Genomic DNA, 20,017 nt, shown 5'->3' on the forward strand with positions numbered 1-20,017 from the left:
GCGTTAGGCAAAGTAAGACTTGCCAGATGACGCCATTTCGCGCACACCGTCACTGATTTGATAAATAGGTCCCAACTCTGCATATTTGTCAGCTAAAGCAACAAAGTTCGCTAATCCCATGGTTTCGATGTAACGGAAAATACCGCCTCTAAACGGAGGGAACCCTAAGCCATACAGTAAAGCCATATCAGCTTCAGCAGCGCTTGCAACAATTCCTTCTTCAAGGCAACGAATCGCTTCGTTTGCCATAGGTATCATGACTCGAGCAATGATTTCTTCTTTGTCGAATTCACGCGTAGGCGCAACATGATCCTTAAACAAGGCGTATGCGTCTTGTGAGGCCGACTTAGTTGGGCGACCTCGTTTGTCGGTACCATAATCATAAAAACCTTTGCCATTTTTCTGACCAAAGCGTTGGTTTGAATACAATAAAGTAACAGGGTCATTATCAATCTTTTGCATACGCTGTGGTATACCATCAGACATTACACCCGATGCGTGATCAGCGGTATCCATTCCGACAACATCTAGCAAATATGCTGGACCCATTGGCCAACCAAATATTTTTTCCATGACTTTATCAACAGCCGTAAAATCGGCACCATCAATTACTAATTTACTAAAGCCAGCAAAATAAGGGAACAATACTCGGTTTACCAAAAATCCTAGGCAGTCATTGACCACAATTGGCGTTTTACCCATCTTAAGCGTTGCTGCTACAACGGCTGATATTGTTGCATCATCCGTTTTTTCACCTCGTATAATCTCAACCAATGGCATTTTATGAACAGGGTTAAAGAAATGCATACCGCAAAAACGTTCAGGTTTATCTAACGCTTGTGCTAATTGATTGATGGAGATGGTAGATGTATTTGAACAGATAATGGCATCATCAGAAACAGTCTGTTCTGTTTCTTTCAGCACTGCTGCTTTTACTTTTGGATTCTCAACAACCGCTTCAATAACAAGGTCCGCATCGGCAATTGCATTCATGTCTAAAGTCGCAGAGATATTGTTCAAAGTCGCCGCCATTTTATTCGCGTCTACTTTCCCGCGCTTCATGCCTTTACCTAAAATCTTTGCCGCTTCACTTAGACCCAAATCTAACGCAGGTTGTGCAATATCTTTCATAACGGTTGGAACGCCTTTCACCGCACCTTGGTAGGCAATGCCGCCGCCCATAATGCCCGCGCCTAACACAGCATGAGATTTGACTTGTTTTGATGCACCTTTTGCGACTTTTTTACCTTTGGCTTTGACAAGTTGGTCAGCTAAAAAGATACCCACTTGTGCTTGGCATGCATCAGTTTTTGCCAATGCAACAAATCCTTCATTTTCTAATTTTAGCGCCCCATCTCTTGATGATGCGGCTGCCTTTTGTACCGTCTCTACCATTTTGTGAGGGGCTGGGTAATGTCTACCTGCTTGGGCAGCAACCATCGCAGCTGCAGTGGGAAAGCTCATCATCGCTTCATTTTGATTTAATTGAAGTGGTGCTTTTTTCTGATCTCTTCTAGATACCCAATTGATATCGCCATCGATGGCACTTTTTAGCATTGTGCGCGCTGCATTATGGAGGTTGTCTGATGCGACAACGGCATCAATTGCACCTTCATTTAGGGCTTTTTGACCGTTTCTATCACGGCCAGTGGTCATCCATTCTAATGCGTTGTCAGAACCTATAATTCTGGGTAAACGAACTGTACCGCCAAACCCTGGCATTAGGCCAAGCTTTACTTCTGGTAATCCAATGCGAGTTGTTTCATCACCAACGCGCAGGTCACATGCCAGTGCCATTTCACAGCCACCGCCAAGCGCAAAGCCGTTAATTGCACAAATACTAGGTACAGGAAGATCTTCAAAACGGTCAAATACCTGTGAGGTTTTAGCTACCCAATCGAGTATTTCGTTATCAGGCATGGCAAATAAGCTGGTGAATTCAGTAATATCTGCTCCAACAATAAAAGTGGATTTAGCTGAGCGTACTAACACCCCTTTAATCGCATCGGTGCCTTTAATGGCAACAGTGGCTTGGTCAAGCTCTGATACTGTTTGTTGGTCAAATTTATTTACCGAGCCTTGTGCATCAAACACTAGCTCAGCAATCCCGTCATCGGTAAGCGTTACCGATAAACTTTTGCCCTCGTATATCATCATTATCTCCTGTACTGACATTACTATTATTCGCTTAAGATTAGACCACCAATGTTGCAAATGTAAGCTATGCTTAAAGTAATTGCATGTTAGCAAGCATTTGTCTTAATGTTTGAAATGGTCATTATTAATGTTGCAACAATTTTCACACTATATCAGATTAAATCGTATCGTTTATCCGAACTAATTATAAAAGCTGTTGTATAAATTAAGCCCGTGCAAATATTACGCGAAACTAGCTCGAATGGTCTTTATTATTTTTTAATATTGACTATTTTTGGTGAATATAGTCCACGTGCCGATATAAGCGTATCGCACCCATTTTAACCAAAAAGAAGATACCACTTTGTTTTTAAACAAAAATGATTATGTTTTACCTGTCAGTTTTAGCGTGTCGAACAGCGGCTTGAGTGTTTGCGTTTTTCTGATTGTGATTGTTTTATCGCCACTTGCGTTGGCTAAAATTCCCACAATCAGTGCGCCAGAAACACAATCGCCCCTTTATCTTGATAGTGAACACAGAAAAACACAAAGGGCGGCGTTTTTGCGAGCTGAAAAATCACTTTGGTCAATGGATGATGCTACTTTTTCAAACCTTATTACTTCATTGGGTGATTATCCTCTTATTCCATATTTGTATGAACGAAAAATCACCCACAAACTGCGATTGAACCAAGCGGAATTAATAAGGCAGTTTTTTAAACGTTACGCGGGAACCCCAATTGCAAAAGAACTCAGACGTGAGTGGCTTGAGTATTTATTAAAACGTAAGCAAAACAACTTATTTATCGAGTTTTACCGTCCGTCCAACAACGCTAAATTGGCATGCGCTTACCTAGATGCGAAGTTATCTAGTGGGGTCGCTTTAGAAACAATGCTTGAAGATATAACTAGGCTTTGGCTTGTTGGAAAATCACAAGCAAAACAATGCAACAAGGTTTTTGAAAGATGGATGCAAGCAGGACATTTAAGTGATGAATTAGTACTATCGCGAGTCGAGAAAGCTGCTAATGGTGGCAGCCACACATTGATACCTTATCTGCGTTCTTTATTGCCAGAAAACAAACAATACTTGGCTACGTTATGGCGTAAAGCAAGGCGTAATCCAAGTATGCTGGAAAATCTACGAGCCTTTACTGGTGCTTATCCTCAACATGAAGCAAAGATTAAAACATATGCCCTAGCTAGGCTTATTTGGCGAGACGAAGCCTTAGCAATTCGATTGATGAATAAGCTAGATTCGGATTCTTTGTTTACTACAGCACAACTAGGTCGAATATATTCACAGTTTGGGATAAAACTTGCGATTGACCAACATCCTCAAGCTGAGGTTTGGCTTGATAAAGCGCTGCAAGTTGGCGCGGACTCAGAATCAACTAGATGGCACTTAGCTTATCTATTGAAACAAGCTCAGTGGTCAAAAATTGTTTTGCTCATCGAAAACGCCCCGCCACAAGTTGTTTCTTCCTTAGACTATTCTTACTGGTTGGCAAGAGCTTACGAGCAGTTGGGTAGAGTGGCCGAGGCTAATACGCTTTACGAGCAACTTTCTACACAGCGCCATTATTATGGATTTTTGGCTAGTGCTCGGATAAATAAACAAGCCAATTTACAGCACAACCCTATCATGGTTGATGATGCATCTATTGACCGAATTTTATCACTTGAGTCAACACACCGGGCATTTGAATTAAGACAGTTGAAACGATTTCATTGGTCGCGTTTGGAGTGGCGTTTTACTCAACAAAGCTTAGCAGAAACTGACCAGTTAGCGAGCAGTGTTGTGGCAAGTGAGTGGGGTTGGCATGACCAAGCGATCTTCACTTTCTCAAGAGAAGATTATTTAGATGATGTAGAGCGCCGCTTTCCACTAGCGTATTCCAAGAGCATCAAAAAGGAAGCCAAGAAACAGGGAATAGACGCTGAATGGGCGTTTGCGATTGCACGACGAGAAAGCTCATTTATGTCAGATGCGGTATCAAGCGCAAATGCACGAGGCCTGATGCAATTGCTACCTTCAACAGCAAAGTATTTAGAAAAAAACAAATAAGTTCGCGGCAACTCTTGGATGCTGATATTAATATTAGACTGGGTAATAAATACCTTCGATATTTATTAAACAAGCTGGATAACAATGTCATTCTAGCAACCGCATCGTACAATGCTGGTTGGAGAAGAGTTCGACAATGGTTGCCCGAAAACACACCGCTTGAATCAGATATCTGGGTCGAGACCATACCTTTTAAAGAAACAAGAAACTATGTAAAAGCAGTGACTGCCTATAAACAAATATATCGCACGCAGTTAGACGGTGAAGATTTGTCAAAGGATGTCTCTGCTGATGTGTTTTCTGAGTTTATCCAAACAGCCATTCCCGTTTCGAACTAGTTTGCATCGATTATTGTTGACAGTGGCAGTCAATGTTTAGGCTGTGCTAACATATATCTTAATGGTTACTGGCATAACGATGTTTCAACGAGGCACCACGATGACGCAAACCCCACTAGGGCAAAATTACAAAGAGCATATTCAGGTTTTACAAGCAAGAACATCTCAAGCACTGGCGCGCGAGAGTATTGATGGTTTAGTCATTCATTCAGGTCAGGCGAAGCGTCACTTTTTAGACGATAATAATTACCCGTTTAAAGTAAACCCTCAATTCAAAGCTTGGGTGCCAATTATTGATAATCCTAATTGCTGGTTGATTGTGAATGGCATCGACAAACCCAAGTTAGTATTTTATCAGCCGGTTGATTTTTGGCATAAAGTCCCACAAACACCTAATGACTTTTGGGTAGATGAGTTTGATATCGTTTATCTTAAACAAGCAAATCTAGTCGAAAAGCATTTGCCTTACGATAGGAGTAAATACGCTTATATTGGTGAATACATAGAGGTTGCTAAAGCATTAGGATTTGATTTAGTTAACCCCGATAGAATCATGCACTACTTGCATTACCATCGTGGGACAAAGACGGAATATGAACTTGATTGCATGCGAAAGTCTAATAGTATTGCCGTTAAAGCTCACGAAGCTGCGCGCGATGCGTTTTTTGACCATAAAAGTGAATTTGAAATTAACCAAGCTTATTTGCTTGCTGCTCAACAGGGTGATAATCAAGTACCATATGGGAATATCATCGCATTAAATCAGCACACCTCAATATTACACTACACCGTGCTTGAAACATCCAAACCAAACGATAATCTATCATTTTTGATAGACGCAGGTGCTAATTATCATGGGTATGCATCAGATATTACACGCACATATACCACTTCAAATGGTCAATATGCCGATTTAATTAAGGCGGTGAACGAGCTTAACCTACGTCTTGTTGATATGCTAAAACCATAGGTCGTGAATATACCGACGTTCACATTGCTGCCTACCACGGCGTTGCGCAAATACTGATAGAATTTGGTGTCCTTAATATGTCAGCTGAAGATGCTGTGGCAAGCAAAATAGTCAGTACGTTTTTCCCTCATGGTATTGGCCATATGCTGGGGCTTCAAGTGCATGACGTTGCCGGTCACGTGATGGATGATAGAGGTACGCCAAATCCTTCGCCTGACGCACATCCTTTCTTGCGATGTACACGGATGATTGAAGCAAAACAAGTGTTTACCATTGAGTCAGGCGTATATTTTATTGATTCGTTGTTGGCGGATTTGAAAGGCACACAAGACTCAAAATATGTCAATTGGAATGTGGTAGACGCATTTAGACCATACGGTGGTGTGCGTGTAGAAGACGACGTAATTGTGCATCAAGATCATAATGAGAATATGACGCGTCACTTTGGTCTTGATTAACTCGAAGAATTAACTCGCTCTTGACACAGAAAAGTCGGCTAAAGCAATCAGTGCGTCTTTGTATTTTGACTCAGGTAAAATCGAAATCGCGTTTTTTGCTTTTTCTACCTCTTCGACTGCTTTGGCTTGAGTATATTCAATCGAGCCTGCGTCCTTCATAAGCTCAAGTATGGTGTCAAAACTTGCCATACCATCAGCGTTGATAATCGCGTTTCTTATCAATATGGCGCCTTGTTCTGATGTGTTCCACATAGCATGTAGCAAGGGAAGAGTGGGTTTACCTTCCGCTAAGTCATCACCTGCTTTTTTACCCATATCATCGGCATCTGCTGTGTAGTCAAGGACATCATCTATTAGCTGAAATGCTGTTCCTAAATATTTGCCGTAGTCTTGCATTGCTTTTTCAATATCTGGCGATTGATCTGTTAACACAGCCGCTAACTGGGTTGCTGCTTCAAACAGGCGAGCTGTTTTACTGTAAATTACATCGAAATAACTTTCTTCACTGGTTTGTGGATCGTTGCAGTTCATCAACTGCATGACCTCGCCTTGTGCAATTCGATTTGTCGCATCTGATAAAATATCCATCACCGCCATGCGTTTTAGCGAAACCATCATTTGAAATGCGCGTGAATATAAAAAATCACCGACCAATACGCTGGCTTGATTGCCAAAGACAGCATTAGCAGTTTGGCGACCACGGCGCATTGTAGACTCATCTACGACATCATCATGTAGTAGCGTTGCGGTATGAATAAACTCAATAATAGCTGCCAATGTGTGATGCTGGGTCGTTTGAATATCAAGCGCACGAGCGGCCAATACAGTTAACAGGGGGCGCAAGCGTTTACCCCCACTATTAACGATGTAAAAACCCAATTGATTAATTAATACGACATCCGATTTTACTTGGCCTTGTATCAACTGATTAACAGCTAGCATGTCTGGCTCAGAGAGCTTTGTGATTGTATTTAAATCCATGACACTTCAAAAAGAGAATTCAATTGATCGGTATTTTACATTAACACTCGGTTATGGCTAGATGTAAGTCACTAAAACGATTGCTTTTACTACAACTTTTGCAGCTAAACATGTAACATTCTCAGCACAGACAATATTTGTGTAAATAAAACGCAAATTATCCTTGTATCAAGTGACAACTTTCCATATAATCTGCGCCCTGTTTTTTGAATTGAGCGCATGTGTGCGCAGAGCGGAGATAATTATGTACGCGGTTTTCCAAAGTGGTGGCAAGCAACACCGTGTGGCTGAAGGCCAAACCGTTCGTCTTGAGAAAATTGAAGTGGCTCCTGGTGAGTCTGTAGAATTCGATGATATCTTGATGGTGAGTAATGGTGACGATATTAAAATCGGCACTCCATATGTATCAGGCGGCAAAGTAACTGCAGAAGTAGTGACTCATGGTCGTGGTGAAAAAATTAATATTGTGAAGTTCCGTCGTAGAAAGCATTCGCGTTCTCAACAGGGACATCGTCAGTGGTTCACGGAAGTGAAAATCACTGCGATTAACGCATAATTCTAAGTTAAGTATTAGGAGACGAACACATGGCACATAAAAAAGCTGGTGGTAGTACTAAAAACGGTCGTGACTCGGTAAGCAAACGCCTTGGTGTTAAGCGCTTCGGTGGTCAAGACGTATTAGCAGGAAATATTATTGTGCGCCAACGTGGAACGAAGTTTCACCCTGGAGACAATATGGGTATTGGTCGTGACCATACTCTTTTTGCACTTACCGACGGTAAAGTACAATTTGAAGTAAAAGGCCCTAAAAACCGTAAGTTTGTCAGCATCGTTGCTGAATAACTCGGTTTAAAGTGATTCAGAAACCCCGCTGATGCGGGGTTTTTTTTGCCTGATAAATTGATAAAAGCTGATATAATATAAAAGCCTCTTTGGGCTGACTTGATAGAAATACAGGATAAACCAACGAAATGAAATTTGTAGATGAAGCGGAAATACGCGTTGAAGCTGGTGACGGTGGAAATGGTGTCGTTGGATTTAGACGAGAAAAGTATATTCCAAAAGGCGGTCCAGACGGTGGTGATGGCGGTGATGGTGGAAGTGTGTTTTTAGAAGCAGACGAAAACTTAAATACCTTAATTGATTATCAGTTTGAGCGTTTTCATCGTGCCCAACGCGGTCAAAATGGTCAAGGAAGTAACTGTACTGGTCGTAAGGGTGAAGATCTTTACTTGAAAGTGCCAATTGGGACCCGTGCAATTGACAAAGAAACCGCAGAAGTATTAGGTGATTTGACCAAGCACGGCCAAACAATGAAAGTTGCTCAAGGTGGCTTTCACGGTTTAGGTAATGCCCGTTTTAAAAGCTCCACTAATCGAGCGCCACGCCAAAAATCAGACGGATCGCCCGGGGAAATACGAAGTCTGCAATTAGAACTTATGTTGCTTGCTGATGTTGGCTTATTAGGTTTGCCCAATGCAGGTAAATCCACTTTTATCCGCAGCGTATCATCAGCCAAACCCAAAGTAGCAGATTATCCGTTTACTACACTTGTACCCAATCTAGGGGTAGTACGCTTAGACTCACAAGCAAGCTTTGTTATTGCAGATATTCCAGGCTTAATCGAAGGTGCTTCTGATGGCGCAGGTTTGGGTATTCAGTTTTTAAAACATCTTGAACGTTGCAGAATTTTATTACATTTTGTCGACGTTATGCCTGCTGATGGTAGCGATCCTGTTGAAAATGCACTGACAATTATTCATGAATTAGAATCCTATAATCCTAAATTGGCATCAAAACCACGATGGTTAGTTTTTAACAAAGTCGATTTAATGCTAGAGGAAGAGGCAGACGCACTTTGCCAGCAAATTGCCGAACAAATGGGTTGGGAAGAAGATTATTATCAAATTGCTGCGTTTCATAAAATGGGGACGTCCGAAATCTGTCAAGATATCATGCAATATCTTGACGAGCTGCCAGTGCAAGAAGAAGAGGACGAAGCACAGCAAAGCAACGACTTTAAGTGGGCTTCCTATCAACAGGCGCAAGCGTCAGATGAATTTGACGAAAGATTTGACGATGAAGACGACGATGATGAAGATGACGACCACCCTAATGTTGTTTATGTGCGAGATTAAAGAATGAAAATAAGCATGATTGCAGCCATGGCCCATAATCGTGTGATTGGCAAAAACAATCAAATGCCGTGGCATTTACCAGCAGACCTTAAACACTTTAAATCAGTGACGTTGGGTAAACCGGTAATTATGGGAAGATTAACATACGAATCCATTGGCAAGGCCTTACCGGGTCGCAAAAATATAGTAATTAGCACTAATAAAAACTATCAATTAAGTGATGCACATGTGGTAAATTCTTGTGATGAAGCATTACGTTTAGCCGGTTTAGATTCCCAAGATGTCATGATTATCGGTGGCGGGTCAATATATCAGCACTTTTTACCTTACGCCGATACCTTGCACCTTACTTTTATTGATTTAAACATTGATGGTGATACCCAATTTCCCGATTATGAATCTTATGCTAATTGGGCATTAATAAGTAAAGAATCCCATCTACCAGATGAAAAGAACAAATACCCTTATGAGTTTGTCACTGTAGTGCGCAAGGCTACGGACGGCTAATCAATCACCACTCGGAGTAATTTATTTGATTACGCTTATTAAAAATGCCAACGTTTATTCACCTAAAGCGCTTGGTATTAAGCATTTGGTCATTGCGCATAATAAGATAGTGCATATTAGCGACACAGTGCCTAATATTGATTTGCCACATTCTGTTTTGGATGCAAATGGATGTATCGTTTGCCCAGGTTTTATTGATGGACATACGCACATTACAGGCGGTGGTGGTGAAGCTGGATTTTCAACTCGAGTGCCACCTGTTCCTTTAAGTAAGTTTACTCGTGCTGGTGTGACAACTGCTGTTGGCTTATTAGGAACAGATGATATTACGCGCAACACTGAGTCGATGGTTGCCCAAGTATATGCGCTTAGAGAAGAGGGCTTTTCAGCCTATTGTTACACGGGCGGGTATCATCTACCACCAACAACACTGACAGGTTCAGTACAAACGGATATCGTTTTTATAGAGCCAATTATTGGTGTGGGAGAATTGGCTATAAGCGATCATCGCTCGAGTCAGCCGACTCTTAATGAGTTATTAAAGATAGCGTCTCAAGCCCATGTTGCACGATTGATGACTGGTAAAGCAGGAATGTTACATTTGCATTTGGGGGATGGTGAAAGAGGTCTATCGCTTGTGCGCGAGGCCCTAAACGAATCAGAGTTACCACCACGCACGTTTAATCCGACACATATCAACCGGCAACGATTTTTATTTGAAGAAGCGTGTGACCTTGCACAACAAGGTTGTTGGGTGGATGTTACCGCTTTTGAGACAGGCCCAGAAGGCTTTGAACCTTCAGAGGCCTTAGCGCGTTATATGCATCAAAAGGATCTTCCACAAGACAAATTAACCATCAGCTCAGATGGTGGTGGATGCTTACCTGACTTTCATGCTGATGGCAGACTAAAAAAAATGGATTTTGCCGAATCAATGGCAATGACTGAAGTGTTTTATACCTTATTAGATGAGGGACATTCACTTGAAGCCTTCTTACCATTTTTTACGCACAACGTTGCAAGTCTTATGAATTTTGAACACAAAGGCAGGATCAAAGTAGGCGCTGATGCAGATTTAATTATTCTTGACGAAAACAAACGTATTGACCATGTAATAGCCTTAGGGGTACTGCATGTTCATCATAAGCAACAAATTAAAAAAGGCACATTCGAGTAAACATTATGCCCTCACCAACAATTAACGGCACCCCTAGAGGATATGTTATTCCAATAGGCGGTGGTGAAGAAAAATTTGATAACCCCGAGATACTGGCGAAGTTTGTTGAAGTCTCTGGCGGCAAAGATGCTGTGATCACCGTGATTCCAACCGCTTCACAATTAGATGACACCGGGCCACGTTATCAAAAAATATTTGAAGAGATAGGTGTGAAAAAGACCTATAGCTTACCTATTACTGAGCGCAGCGATGCGCAAAATCCTGACTATGTGAAAACACTTGAAAAAAGCACAGGTATTTTTGTGACAGGGGGCAATCAGTTGCGGCTATCCACGATTTTAGGTGGTACGCCAATTGCCAAAGCAATTAGGCAACTCAATGCAAAAGGTGTCAATTATGCGGGCACATCAGCTGGTGCTGCAATTGTTTCTCAACATATGATAACCGGCGGTAGCACTGGGATAGTGCCAACCGAAGATGGTGTCAATTTGGCACTAAGGCATGGGCCTAATCAATACGATTGTAGTAGATCAACACTTTAACGAACGAAATCGTTTAGCTAGATTGTTATCCGCCGTTTCCTACAATCCATTTTTGATAGGTATAGGCCTAGACGAAGATACGGCAGCATTTATTGACCACAATGAGGAGTTTACCGTAGTGGGTAGTGGTGCAATTACGGTAGTGGACCCTAGTGATATTGAATATTCGTCAATGGCTGAAGCTAGGACCGGGGATGCGTTGACGCTGCTTAATTTAAAAGTACACATATTGGCATCTGGTGGTCGGTTTAACATTGGCGAGCGCAAGCCTTATGCTAGTTAAACCGATAACAAGCACAAAGAAAAACGTGTACAAAAGCTAATACTATTAGCGTTAATAATTTATAAACAAAGGTGGCATTAGCTGCCTTTTTTATGTACTTTGGTATAAGTATTACTCAAACAAATATCGCGTTTTGCCAGATAAAATAAATACCAAGGTACTCACTCTATGAAAATTCTAAGTCGCAATGTATATGTTGGTCCCAACGTGTATGCAAACTTCCCTGTAATATGTTTTCAAATTGATATTGGTGAGTTGGAAAACTGGCCCTCAGTGAAATTGGGTCAAGACTTTATTGAGGGATTGGTATCTGCCATACCTTCTTTGCAGTCTCATGGATGTTCGTATGGTAGCGAAGGCGGTTTTCTGCGCCGGCTAAGAGAGGACGAAGGTACTTGGATTGGTCATATTTGGGAGCATGTGGCGATTGAATTACAAAATTTAGCGGGCTCTGATGTCAGCTTTGGACGCACCCGTAGTTTGGAAGACAAGGGGTGTTACTATGTTGTTTATCAATACCAACAAAGCGATGTAGGGCTTGAAGCCGGGGCCCTAGGCATGCGTTTATTACAACATCTAATGCCGCAAAAGGTTCAGCAAGCCATTGGTGCTGATATTGACGATGATTTTAATTTTGAGCAAGAGCTCACCGATTTTATTAAAATGGCACAAAGAAAAGAGTTTGGACCTAGTACAGGCTCATTAGTGTCAGCTGCGCAAGAACGAGATATACCTTGGTTAAGGCTTAATAATTATAGCCTTGTTCAGTTTGGTCATGGCAAATACCAAAAGCGTATTCAAGCTACGATTACGAGCGAAACAAAACATATTGCGGTTGAAATATCATGCGATAAAGAAGACACCCATAACCTATTAAATGACTTAGGTTTACCGGTTCCTCAACAATTAATGATTTACAGTGAGCGCCAAGCAGTGCGCGCCGCCAAACGCATTGGTTATCCAGTCGTTCTTAAACCATTAAATGCGAATCATGGCAGGGGCGTAAGCATTAATTTGAACACCGATGAAGAAGTTGAAATTGCGTTTGGCGAAGCGCAAAAACACGGTACGAGCCGAGCCGTTTTAGTCGAAAGTTTTTTAACCGGATACGATCATCGAATGTTAGTCGTAAACAACGAACTTGTAGCGGTTGCTAAACGAGTGCCTTAGTCATGTAATTGGTGATGGTATGCATACCATTGAAGAGCTAATTGATATTGTGAATCAAGATCCTCGTCGAGGAGTAGGGCATGAAAAAGTATTAACCCGATTAGAGCTTGATAATCAAGCTAATCGTTTGATGGAAGAGGCTGGTTACACCAAAGAAACAGTGCTTGAAAAAGAGCAAACGTTTTATCTACGCTCTACTGCTAACCTGTCTACTGGTGGAACTGCAATCGATGTAACAGATATTGTTCACCCAGATAATCGCGATATGGCGGTACGAGCCATTAAAGCCATTGGATTAGACATTGGTGGCGTGGACTTTTTGACCGACGATATTAGTAAGTCATATAAAGAGATCGGTGGTGGTATCTGTGAATGTAATGCCGCGCTAGGATTTAGAATGCATGTTGCGCCAAGCGAAGGTACGCCAAGGGATGTATCAGGTAAAGTAATGGACATGCTGTTCCCTCCTGGTAGTAAATCACGTATTCCCGTTGCTGCAATTACAGGCACAAATGGTAAGACGACAAGTTCTAGAATGCTTGCAAGCATTATGAAAAGTGCAGGGTTTACCACCGGCATGACATCTACTGATGGCGTTTATATTGATGGCCACTTAACGGTAAAAGGTGATATGACAGGCCCTACGTCTGCGCAAATAGTGTTACGAGACCCCAGTGTCGATTTTGCCATAATGGAAACGGCTCGCGGTGGGATTGTTAAACGAGGTTTAGGCTATACCAGCAGTGATGTTAGTGCCGTATTGAATATAGCCGCAGACCATTTAGGACAACGAGGCATTAATACCTTAGAGCAATTAGCTCAAATTAAACGTGTTGTAGCTGAAGTTGCGCAAGACTGTGTCGTGCTAAATGCTGATGATATTCACTGCTTACAAATGGCAGAGTTCTGTCAGGCGAAACAAATTTGCTATGTCACCATGGATTCTGGGCATGGCCTAGTGCGCGAGCATATCAGAACAGGTGGTATGGCTGTTGTACTTGAAAAAGGTATTAACGGAGATATGATCACCATATATGACAAGGGGGCGCATATTCCTTTGTTATGGACTCATTTGATTCCTGCAACAATAGAAGGAAAAGCCTTACATAACGTTCAAAATGCTATGTTTGCTACTGCTATGGCATATAGTTTTGACACATCACTTGAGGATATCAGGCAGGGTTTACGGATTTTCAATACCTCTTTCTACCAAGCGCCTTAGTCGCTTAAATATTTTTGATGAACACCCCTTCAAAGTGATACTTGATTACGCTCATAACCCTGCCGCCATTCAAACTATTGCTGGTTTAGCTGAGCGTTTGGAAGTAAAAGGCAAGCGTCGTTTAGTGATAGCAATGCTAGGCGATCGTCGAGATGAAGACATTATTGAAGCGGCAAAAAGTGTCGCAGGAACTTTTGACTATATAGTGTGTAAAGCTGACGATGACAGGCGCGGGCGAGGGTTTGATGAAGTTCCATTATTAATTAAACAAACTCTACTTAAAGCCGGTATGAAGGATGAACAGATCGCTGTTATCCCAAGTGAAGAAGAAGCCGTTACTCATGGCTTAGACGCATGTAAAGCGGGTGATTTGTTAGTTATTCTTGGTGATAACATTACACGTTGTTGGAAACAAATTGTGCATTTTAATGAAGATGGTGAAAAGCACTTAGAGGCAGAGCATGAACCATCAGAAGACTTCCCTGAAAAGTTATTTGAGCCTGTTGAAAACAAGTTTGAATTGGAAGTAGGGCAGCGCATAGTAAAAGACGACCGTGGCGTTCATATCGTGGTTGAGCGCGATGAAGAGTCAGACTAAGTATAAAGTGTGAATGTAAGGGGTTGATAACGTGCACATAGAGCTTGATGAAGTCAGAAGACTAACAGGACCGAATTTACTTAGTGATGAGCCTGGGGCTATTATCGATGTGTTTGTTGAGGGATTAGATACTCAAAAAGTTATGGCATTACTTTGTGAGCACGCAAAGCGCCTGAGCAATGAATTGGGGTGGCAAAGTGAGTGTTACTCGCGTGATTACTATACAGGTATAAGTGTATCTATCTCGGCTCAAATGGATGTATTGTATAGTGCATGTGATGTTTTAGAGCTTGCACTAGCGTGTACAAAAGATGAAATATTTAAGTTAAATACAGTAGATGTAGACGCTCAAGTAGCCTTGCTAAAAGATGCGATTACTCAAGAGTCTAATCAATCACTGTTAGATATATTGAACGAAGCCAAACAGCACAACTGTCCATGCCTAGTTGACGATGATGAGATAAGCTTAGGTTTTGGAAGTACTTCTATGACTTGGCCAATTAATAAACTACCAGATGTTAATCAGATCAAATGGCAAGAATATTCTTCTATTCCTGTTGCACTAATTACGGGTACAAATGGAAAATCAACGAGTGTTAGATTGGCAGCTAAGATCGCACAATGTGCAGGTCTTAATGCCGGTGTGACGTCTACTGACTTTATCAAAGTTGGTGATGATATTATCGATGAAGGTGATTATTCTGGACCATAGGTGGTGCAAGAATGTTGTTGCGCGATAAACGAACGCAATTAGCATTTTTAGAAGTCGCTCGAGGTGGTCTATTACGAAGAGGGCTGCCAATTGAACTAGCTAATGTAGCATTAGTAACCAATGCAGCTGCTGATCATCTGGGGCAATATGGCATCAATTCGGTGGATGACATTGCGCAGGTAAAACTCATGGTAAGTAAAGCCATTCGTTCAAATACTATGTTAGTGCTTAATGCTGATGACAATCGCTTAGTGCAATACTCAAAAATGCTGAATGTTCCTATCTGTTGGTTTAGTACGTCAGCGCACAACAAGATGATAGAGCATAATCAATCATGGGGTTTACCTTGTGTATTTGTTGAAGACGGCAAGCTTGTATATAGTCAAAAGAACAAAGAAATAATGGCAGATATTGCACAAATCCCTATGAGTATGAACGGTACTGCCATGCACAATATCCAAAACGCACTTGGCGTGATTGGCTTGTGTAAATCCTTGGGTATATCGAACCAAGCGATTCAAGAAGGTTTACACAGTTTTGGCCAATCTAGCCATGACAATCCTGGTCGTGGCAATTTGTTTTCAATCAAAGGTATTGATGTTTTAGTCGACTTTGCTCACAACGCCCACAGTATGCAAGCCATCGTTAATATGGCAAAAAACATGCGTACCGAAAACATACATGTTTTATTTAGCCATGCTGGTGACCGCTCTGATAACGATATGCAAGATGTGGCAGATATCGTATTTGAATTATCGCCAAAGACATATATCTTAGCTGAAATAGAGACATATCTTCGAGGTAGACAAATCAACGAAATTAGTCAGATAGTGAAGCAGCATTTGTTGTCAAAGGGAGTGCAAGACTCGCAAATATTGTGTACGCCAGATCCCGTAAAAGGTACATCATTGGCAATGGAAAAAGCGAAGCCTTAGTGATCTTGTCATTCTTTTCATTCTGACGGATAGAGAAAAAGTGCAATCGTACCTGCACAGTCTTAGTTAGCATCAGCCTTATCTTTTTTCATCAAAGCAATACTATAACTATAGCCATAAATGGCACTAAAAAATATTGAGGGTGCTACCGTCAGCCAAAGATTAGGGGTAGCAAATAATATATTAATAGCAACAACAAGTATTGATTGAATGAATAAAGCGGGTAACGGAGACAAAATGGCGCCTGAGTAAACACCTGCCATTGCACCGTTTTTTGACCTTAGTCAGGCTCGATTGAAAGGTTTCGCGAGTAGTGCATTTTTGTTCGGATGTTGGACGAGGACTTATTTTAGGGACAATGAATGCTAGACAATAAGAGTTTGCACCATATCGTTTGTAGAAAAGTTCTAACAAAAAGGTAAAAAATAAGGTCACAGCGCTACTATATGTGCCTTGGACAAAAGCGGCTTTTAGTAATATTTGTGTGTCATCAGTAACTAGGCTATTGGCATAATAAGCCCAAGCAGCGTAGCTAACAAAGGCAATAATGGCAGACAGAAGTAAGCGAGTAAATACGTTTATTTGCATGTGTAATCTTAAGTAAGTTGCCGCTTAAGCGATAACTTAAACGGACAGATTGAATGCTTTATTTTTCAGCAAATAAAGCTTCAATACTAAGACCCTGATGGCGCAGTATTTCTTTCAGACGTTTTAATGCTTCGACTTGGATTTGTCTTACACGTTCGCGCGTCAAACCTATCTCAACGCCGACCTCTTCTAAAGTTGCGGGTTCGTGGCCTAGCAAACCAAAACGTCTTGATAATACTTCACGTTGTTTAGGGTTTAATATTTCCAACCAATGTACAATATCAGATTTTAAGTTGCTATTTTCAAACTGCGTTTCTGGTGAAGCATCATGTTCGTCAGCAATCACTTCAAGCATTGCTTTTGTGCTATCTCCTGCAACTGGGCTATCGACACTACTAATTCTTTCATTTAATTTGAGCATACGCTGGACATTTTTTACAGGCTCACCTGTCGCTTCAGCGATATCCTCTGGTGTGGGTTCATGGTCAAGCTCTTGTGCCAACTTACGAGCAGTACGTAAATACAAATTAAGCTCTTTTACTACATGAATAGGTAATCTTATGGTTCGCGTTTGATTCATCAACGCGCGCTCAATGGTTTGGCGTATCCACCATGTTGCATAGGTTGAAAAGCGGAAACCACGTTCTGGGTCAAATTTTTCAACCGCCCTTATTAAACCTAAATTACCTTCTTCGATAAGGTCAAGTAGCGCTAATCCGCGATTGTTATAACGTCTTGCAATTTTAACTACCATAGGCGCAAATTACTCACGATCATGCGTTCACGCGAGGCGACATTGCCTTTTAGTGCTTCACGAGCAAACTTGACTTCTTCTTGAGCCGTTAGCAAAGGAGAGTAACCAATTTCATTTAAATAAATTTGTGTTGCGTCTAAGGCTTTTGGTGCGGGTGCTTCTTTTGTTGCAGCTTCAAAATCCTCATCAGATGATTTGGTTTCATTTTTTGGCGTCGGACTATCTTCACGTTCGTCTATTTCGTCATAGTCGAAAGCGTCAACTTCGTTGCTTGAATTATCGTTAGAGTCAGAACCCTGTGCTACCATCATATCTAGTCACCCGCTGTTGCTTATTGCATAAATTTTGCTAAAAACTACAGGTTTAGCGTCTTGGTAGGTATCTGAAAGGATCGACAGATTTGCCTTTTTTCCTAATCTCAAAATGCAACATGACTTCACTGGAACCTGAATTTCCCATTGTTGCAATTTGTTGACCCTGCCTGACGTAAGTTTGTTCACTTACCAATATTGTCTGATTGTGAGCATAAGCGCTGAGATAGTCATCGTTATGCTTAATAATGATGAGGTTCCCATATCCTTTAAGTGCATTCCCAGCATAAACTACTTTACCGCCGGCGGATGCCAATACTTCAGACCCTATTGTTCCTTTAATATCTACGCCACGTTTACTGCCATCACTCCCTACGGTTGCAATAGCATCATTGCCTAACGCTGGCCAAATCCATAATAAGCTAACATCAGTTTTATTCGATGGTTCTAGCGACAACGCTTCGTTTTTTCTTTCCTTAGCTTCACCATACTCTTGCGCTGAAGGTGAGTCAACCTTGCTAGGGTTCGAAAGGGGCTTAGTTTGTGCTAGATTAAGGTTTTGGACGGTATTTGCTGACTTGGCAACTAAATTGATCTCTTGACCAATTTGGATGTTGTAGGGGGCTGTAATGTTGTTAATTCGTGCTAAATCACGATAGTCATTACCAGAGTAAAAGGCAATGGCAAACAGCGTATCACCAAGGTTCTACGCGGTATGTATCGCCTTCGATAACGGTTAAATTTTGTTCAGTCGCTATTTTTGTATCTAAGCTAACGACAGGAGCTGGGACATGATATGAACTACAAGAAAAAAGCAAAGTCACGGTTATACTAACCATTAGTATACTTGTTACGTAATTCTTAAAATTGTGAAAAAAAATGCTCATTTTTACTAAATAAATGCTATTTAAGTATTAAGTACGCGACTAATGCCAACACAATGACAGCCCATCCCAAATATTCAATATAGTGTTTGAGTTTAGCTTCCATTGGTGGCCCACCATATTTCATAAACGCAGCAACTAGAAAAAAGCGCAACCCTCGGCCTACGGTCGAAGCAATTACAAAAGGCAAAAATGCCATACTCAGGGCACCGGCACTTATGGTAAAGACTTTATAGGGAATTGGAGAAAAGCCCGCAATAAAGACTACCCAAACACCATACTGGGAAAACCATTGTTGGGCTAAGTCTAATTTTTCTGTGTAACCCCATTGGGTAATTAAGGGAGCTATGATTGAATCAAACGCGAAGTATCCCATGACATATCCCAAAATCCCTCCAACGACAGATGCAAGCGTCGTCACCGCAGCAAACCGCCAAGCCTTATCAGTATTGCTAAGTACCATTGGAGCTAACATAACATCTGGAGGAATGGGGAAGAAGGTGCTTTCAGCGCAGCTCAAACCTGCTAAGTATTTTTCTGCATGACGATGCTTTGCCCATTTTAAGCAATTGTAATATAGGGGAGTAAAGATTTTCATAATACTGCTCCGGCGACTAAGGGCACAAATTTTACGTTTTCAATATGTTGGGGGTGCAATTGTTCACCTTGCTTATCGATGCATAATAGCTTTTGCTCATCATCGCCAACTGGAATGACTAAGCGCCCGTCATGAGCAAGTTGCTCACCTAAAGCTTGCGGAAGTTTCGAGGCAGCTGCGGTGACTAATATCCCATCAAATGGCGCTTTACTTGGCCAGCCAAGCCAGCCATCAGCATGTTTTAGTTTTACATTGTGTAAATCTAGTTGGTTAAATTTTCGTTTAGCTTGAAACTGTAAGGTCTTGATCCTCTCTACACTGCATACTCTTGCGAAAATGCTGGCTAACACTGCTGTTTGATATCCTGAGCCTGTTCCAATTTCCAAAATAGTGGAGTCTCGCCCCACTTTTTTAAGTAATAGCTCGGTCATTTTGGCAACCGTATAGGGTTGTGAAATAGTCTGACCTTGCCCAATTGGTAATGCAGTGTTTTCGTATGCTTTATGTGCTAGTGCATGGGGCAAAAACAACTCACGAGGCAATGCTGCGATAGTATCAAGTACTAGAGTATCTTTTATCCCTTCTTGACGAAGGATGTTAGCGAGTTGTTGTCCCTTTTTTATTCGCATGGGATAAATACTTCCTAT

Annotated in this window: 13 protein-coding genes and 5 pseudogenes; 11 read left to right on the top strand and 7 right to left on the bottom strand. The window is 41.5% G+C overall.

Features of this window, described 5'->3' with window-relative positions:
* Positions 1-3: 3 nt before the first annotated feature.
* Entirely contained in the window at positions 4-2,154 is a 2,151-nt protein-coding gene (gene fadB / locus ACZ1G6_RS02070) for a fatty acid oxidation complex subunit alpha FadB (protein ID WP_472619033.1), read from the bottom strand.
* A 1,627-nt stretch (positions 2,155-3,781) separates the two neighbouring features.
* Here fadB and ACZ1G6_RS02075 point away from each other — a divergent pair.
* A pseudogene (locus tag ACZ1G6_RS02075) lies at positions 3,782-4,542 on the top strand (transglycosylase SLT domain-containing protein).
* Between the two features lie 100 nt (positions 4,543-4,642).
* A pseudogene (pepQ, locus tag ACZ1G6_RS02080) lies at positions 4,643-5,970 on the top strand (Xaa-Pro dipeptidase).
* A gap of 9 nt (positions 5,971-5,979) precedes the next feature.
* Here pepQ and ispB read toward each other — a convergent pair.
* On the bottom strand, positions 5,980-6,951 hold the full coding sequence (gene ispB, locus ACZ1G6_RS02085) for an octaprenyl diphosphate synthase (protein WP_472617844.1): 972 nt from the start codon (positions 6,949-6,951) through the stop codon (positions 5,980-5,982).
* A 244-nt stretch (positions 6,952-7,195) separates the two neighbouring features.
* Between ispB and rplU the strand changes: the two genes are divergently transcribed.
* The 9 genes and pseudogenes from rplU (at position 7,196) to ACZ1G6_RS02130 (ending at position 16,235) form a co-directional block, all read left to right on the top strand.
* Positions 7,196-7,507 (top strand): 50S ribosomal protein L21, encoded by a 312-nt coding sequence (gene rplU, locus ACZ1G6_RS02090; protein ID WP_472617845.1) that lies wholly within the window; start codon positions 7,196-7,198, stop codon positions 7,505-7,507.
* A gap of 29 nt (positions 7,508-7,536) precedes the next feature.
* Positions 7,537-7,794 (top strand): 50S ribosomal protein L27, encoded by a 258-nt coding sequence (gene rpmA / locus ACZ1G6_RS02095; RefSeq protein WP_472617846.1) that lies wholly within the window; start codon positions 7,537-7,539, stop codon positions 7,792-7,794.
* Positions 7,795-7,922: 128 nt separating this feature from the next.
* Complete coding sequence (gene cgtA, locus ACZ1G6_RS02100; protein ID WP_472617847.1) at positions 7,923-9,089, top strand: Obg family GTPase CgtA; 1,167 nt, start codon at positions 7,923-7,925, stop codon at positions 9,087-9,089.
* Positions 9,090-9,104: 15 nt separating this feature from the next.
* Complete coding sequence (gene folA, locus ACZ1G6_RS02105; RefSeq protein ID WP_472617848.1) at positions 9,105-9,596, top strand: type 3 dihydrofolate reductase; 492 nt, start codon at positions 9,105-9,107, stop codon at positions 9,594-9,596.
* A 25-nt stretch (positions 9,597-9,621) separates the two neighbouring features.
* Complete coding sequence (gene iadA, locus ACZ1G6_RS02110; RefSeq protein ID WP_472617849.1) at positions 9,622-10,773, top strand: beta-aspartyl-peptidase; 1,152 nt, start codon at positions 9,622-9,624, stop codon at positions 10,771-10,773.
* A 5-nt stretch (positions 10,774-10,778) separates the two neighbouring features.
* Positions 10,779-11,598 (top strand): annotated as a pseudogene (locus ACZ1G6_RS02115) (cyanophycinase).
* A 168-nt stretch (positions 11,599-11,766) separates the two neighbouring features.
* A pseudogene (gene cphA, locus ACZ1G6_RS02120) lies at positions 11,767-14,588 on the top strand (cyanophycin synthetase).
* Positions 14,589-14,619: 31 nt separating this feature from the next.
* Complete coding sequence (locus tag ACZ1G6_RS02125; RefSeq protein ID WP_472617850.1) at positions 14,620-15,300, top strand: hypothetical protein; 681 nt, start codon at positions 14,620-14,622, stop codon at positions 15,298-15,300.
* 11 nt (positions 15,301-15,311) lie between these two features.
* A complete protein-coding gene (locus tag ACZ1G6_RS02130; protein ID WP_472617851.1) occupies positions 15,312-16,235 on the top strand; it encodes a Mur ligase family protein in 924 nt (307 codons plus the stop codon).
* Between the two features lie 183 nt (positions 16,236-16,418).
* Here ACZ1G6_RS02130 and ACZ1G6_RS02135 read toward each other — a convergent pair whose 3' ends face one another.
* The 5 genes and pseudogenes from ACZ1G6_RS02135 to ACZ1G6_RS02155 form a co-directional block, all read right to left on the bottom strand.
* Positions 16,419-16,823 carry a hypothetical protein gene (locus ACZ1G6_RS02135; RefSeq protein WP_472617852.1) on the bottom strand — a complete coding sequence of 135 codons (405 nt, stop codon included), beginning with the start codon at positions 16,821-16,823 and terminating at the stop codon, positions 16,419-16,421.
* Positions 16,824-16,881: 58 nt separating this feature from the next.
* Positions 16,882-17,885 (bottom strand): annotated as a pseudogene (rpoS, locus tag ACZ1G6_RS02140) (RNA polymerase sigma factor RpoS).
* A gap of 55 nt (positions 17,886-17,940) precedes the next feature.
* On the bottom strand, positions 17,941-18,345 hold the full coding sequence (locus tag ACZ1G6_RS02145; RefSeq protein WP_472617853.1) for a peptidoglycan DD-metalloendopeptidase family protein: 405 nt from the start codon (positions 18,343-18,345) through the stop codon (positions 17,941-17,943).
* Between the two features lie 446 nt (positions 18,346-18,791).
* Positions 18,792-19,370, bottom strand: coding sequence for a YqaA family protein (locus ACZ1G6_RS02150; RefSeq protein WP_472617854.1), 579 nt, complete (start codon positions 19,368-19,370; stop codon positions 18,792-18,794).
* A complete protein-coding gene (locus ACZ1G6_RS02155) occupies positions 19,367-19,999 on the bottom strand; it encodes a protein-L-isoaspartate(D-aspartate) O-methyltransferase (protein ID WP_472617855.1) in 633 nt (210 codons plus the stop codon). The genes ACZ1G6_RS02150 and ACZ1G6_RS02155 overlap by 4 nt, the downstream gene beginning before the upstream one ends.
* Positions 20,000-20,017 lie beyond the last annotated feature (18 nt).

Source organism: Glaciecola sp. HA4-3, assembly GCF_055693685.1.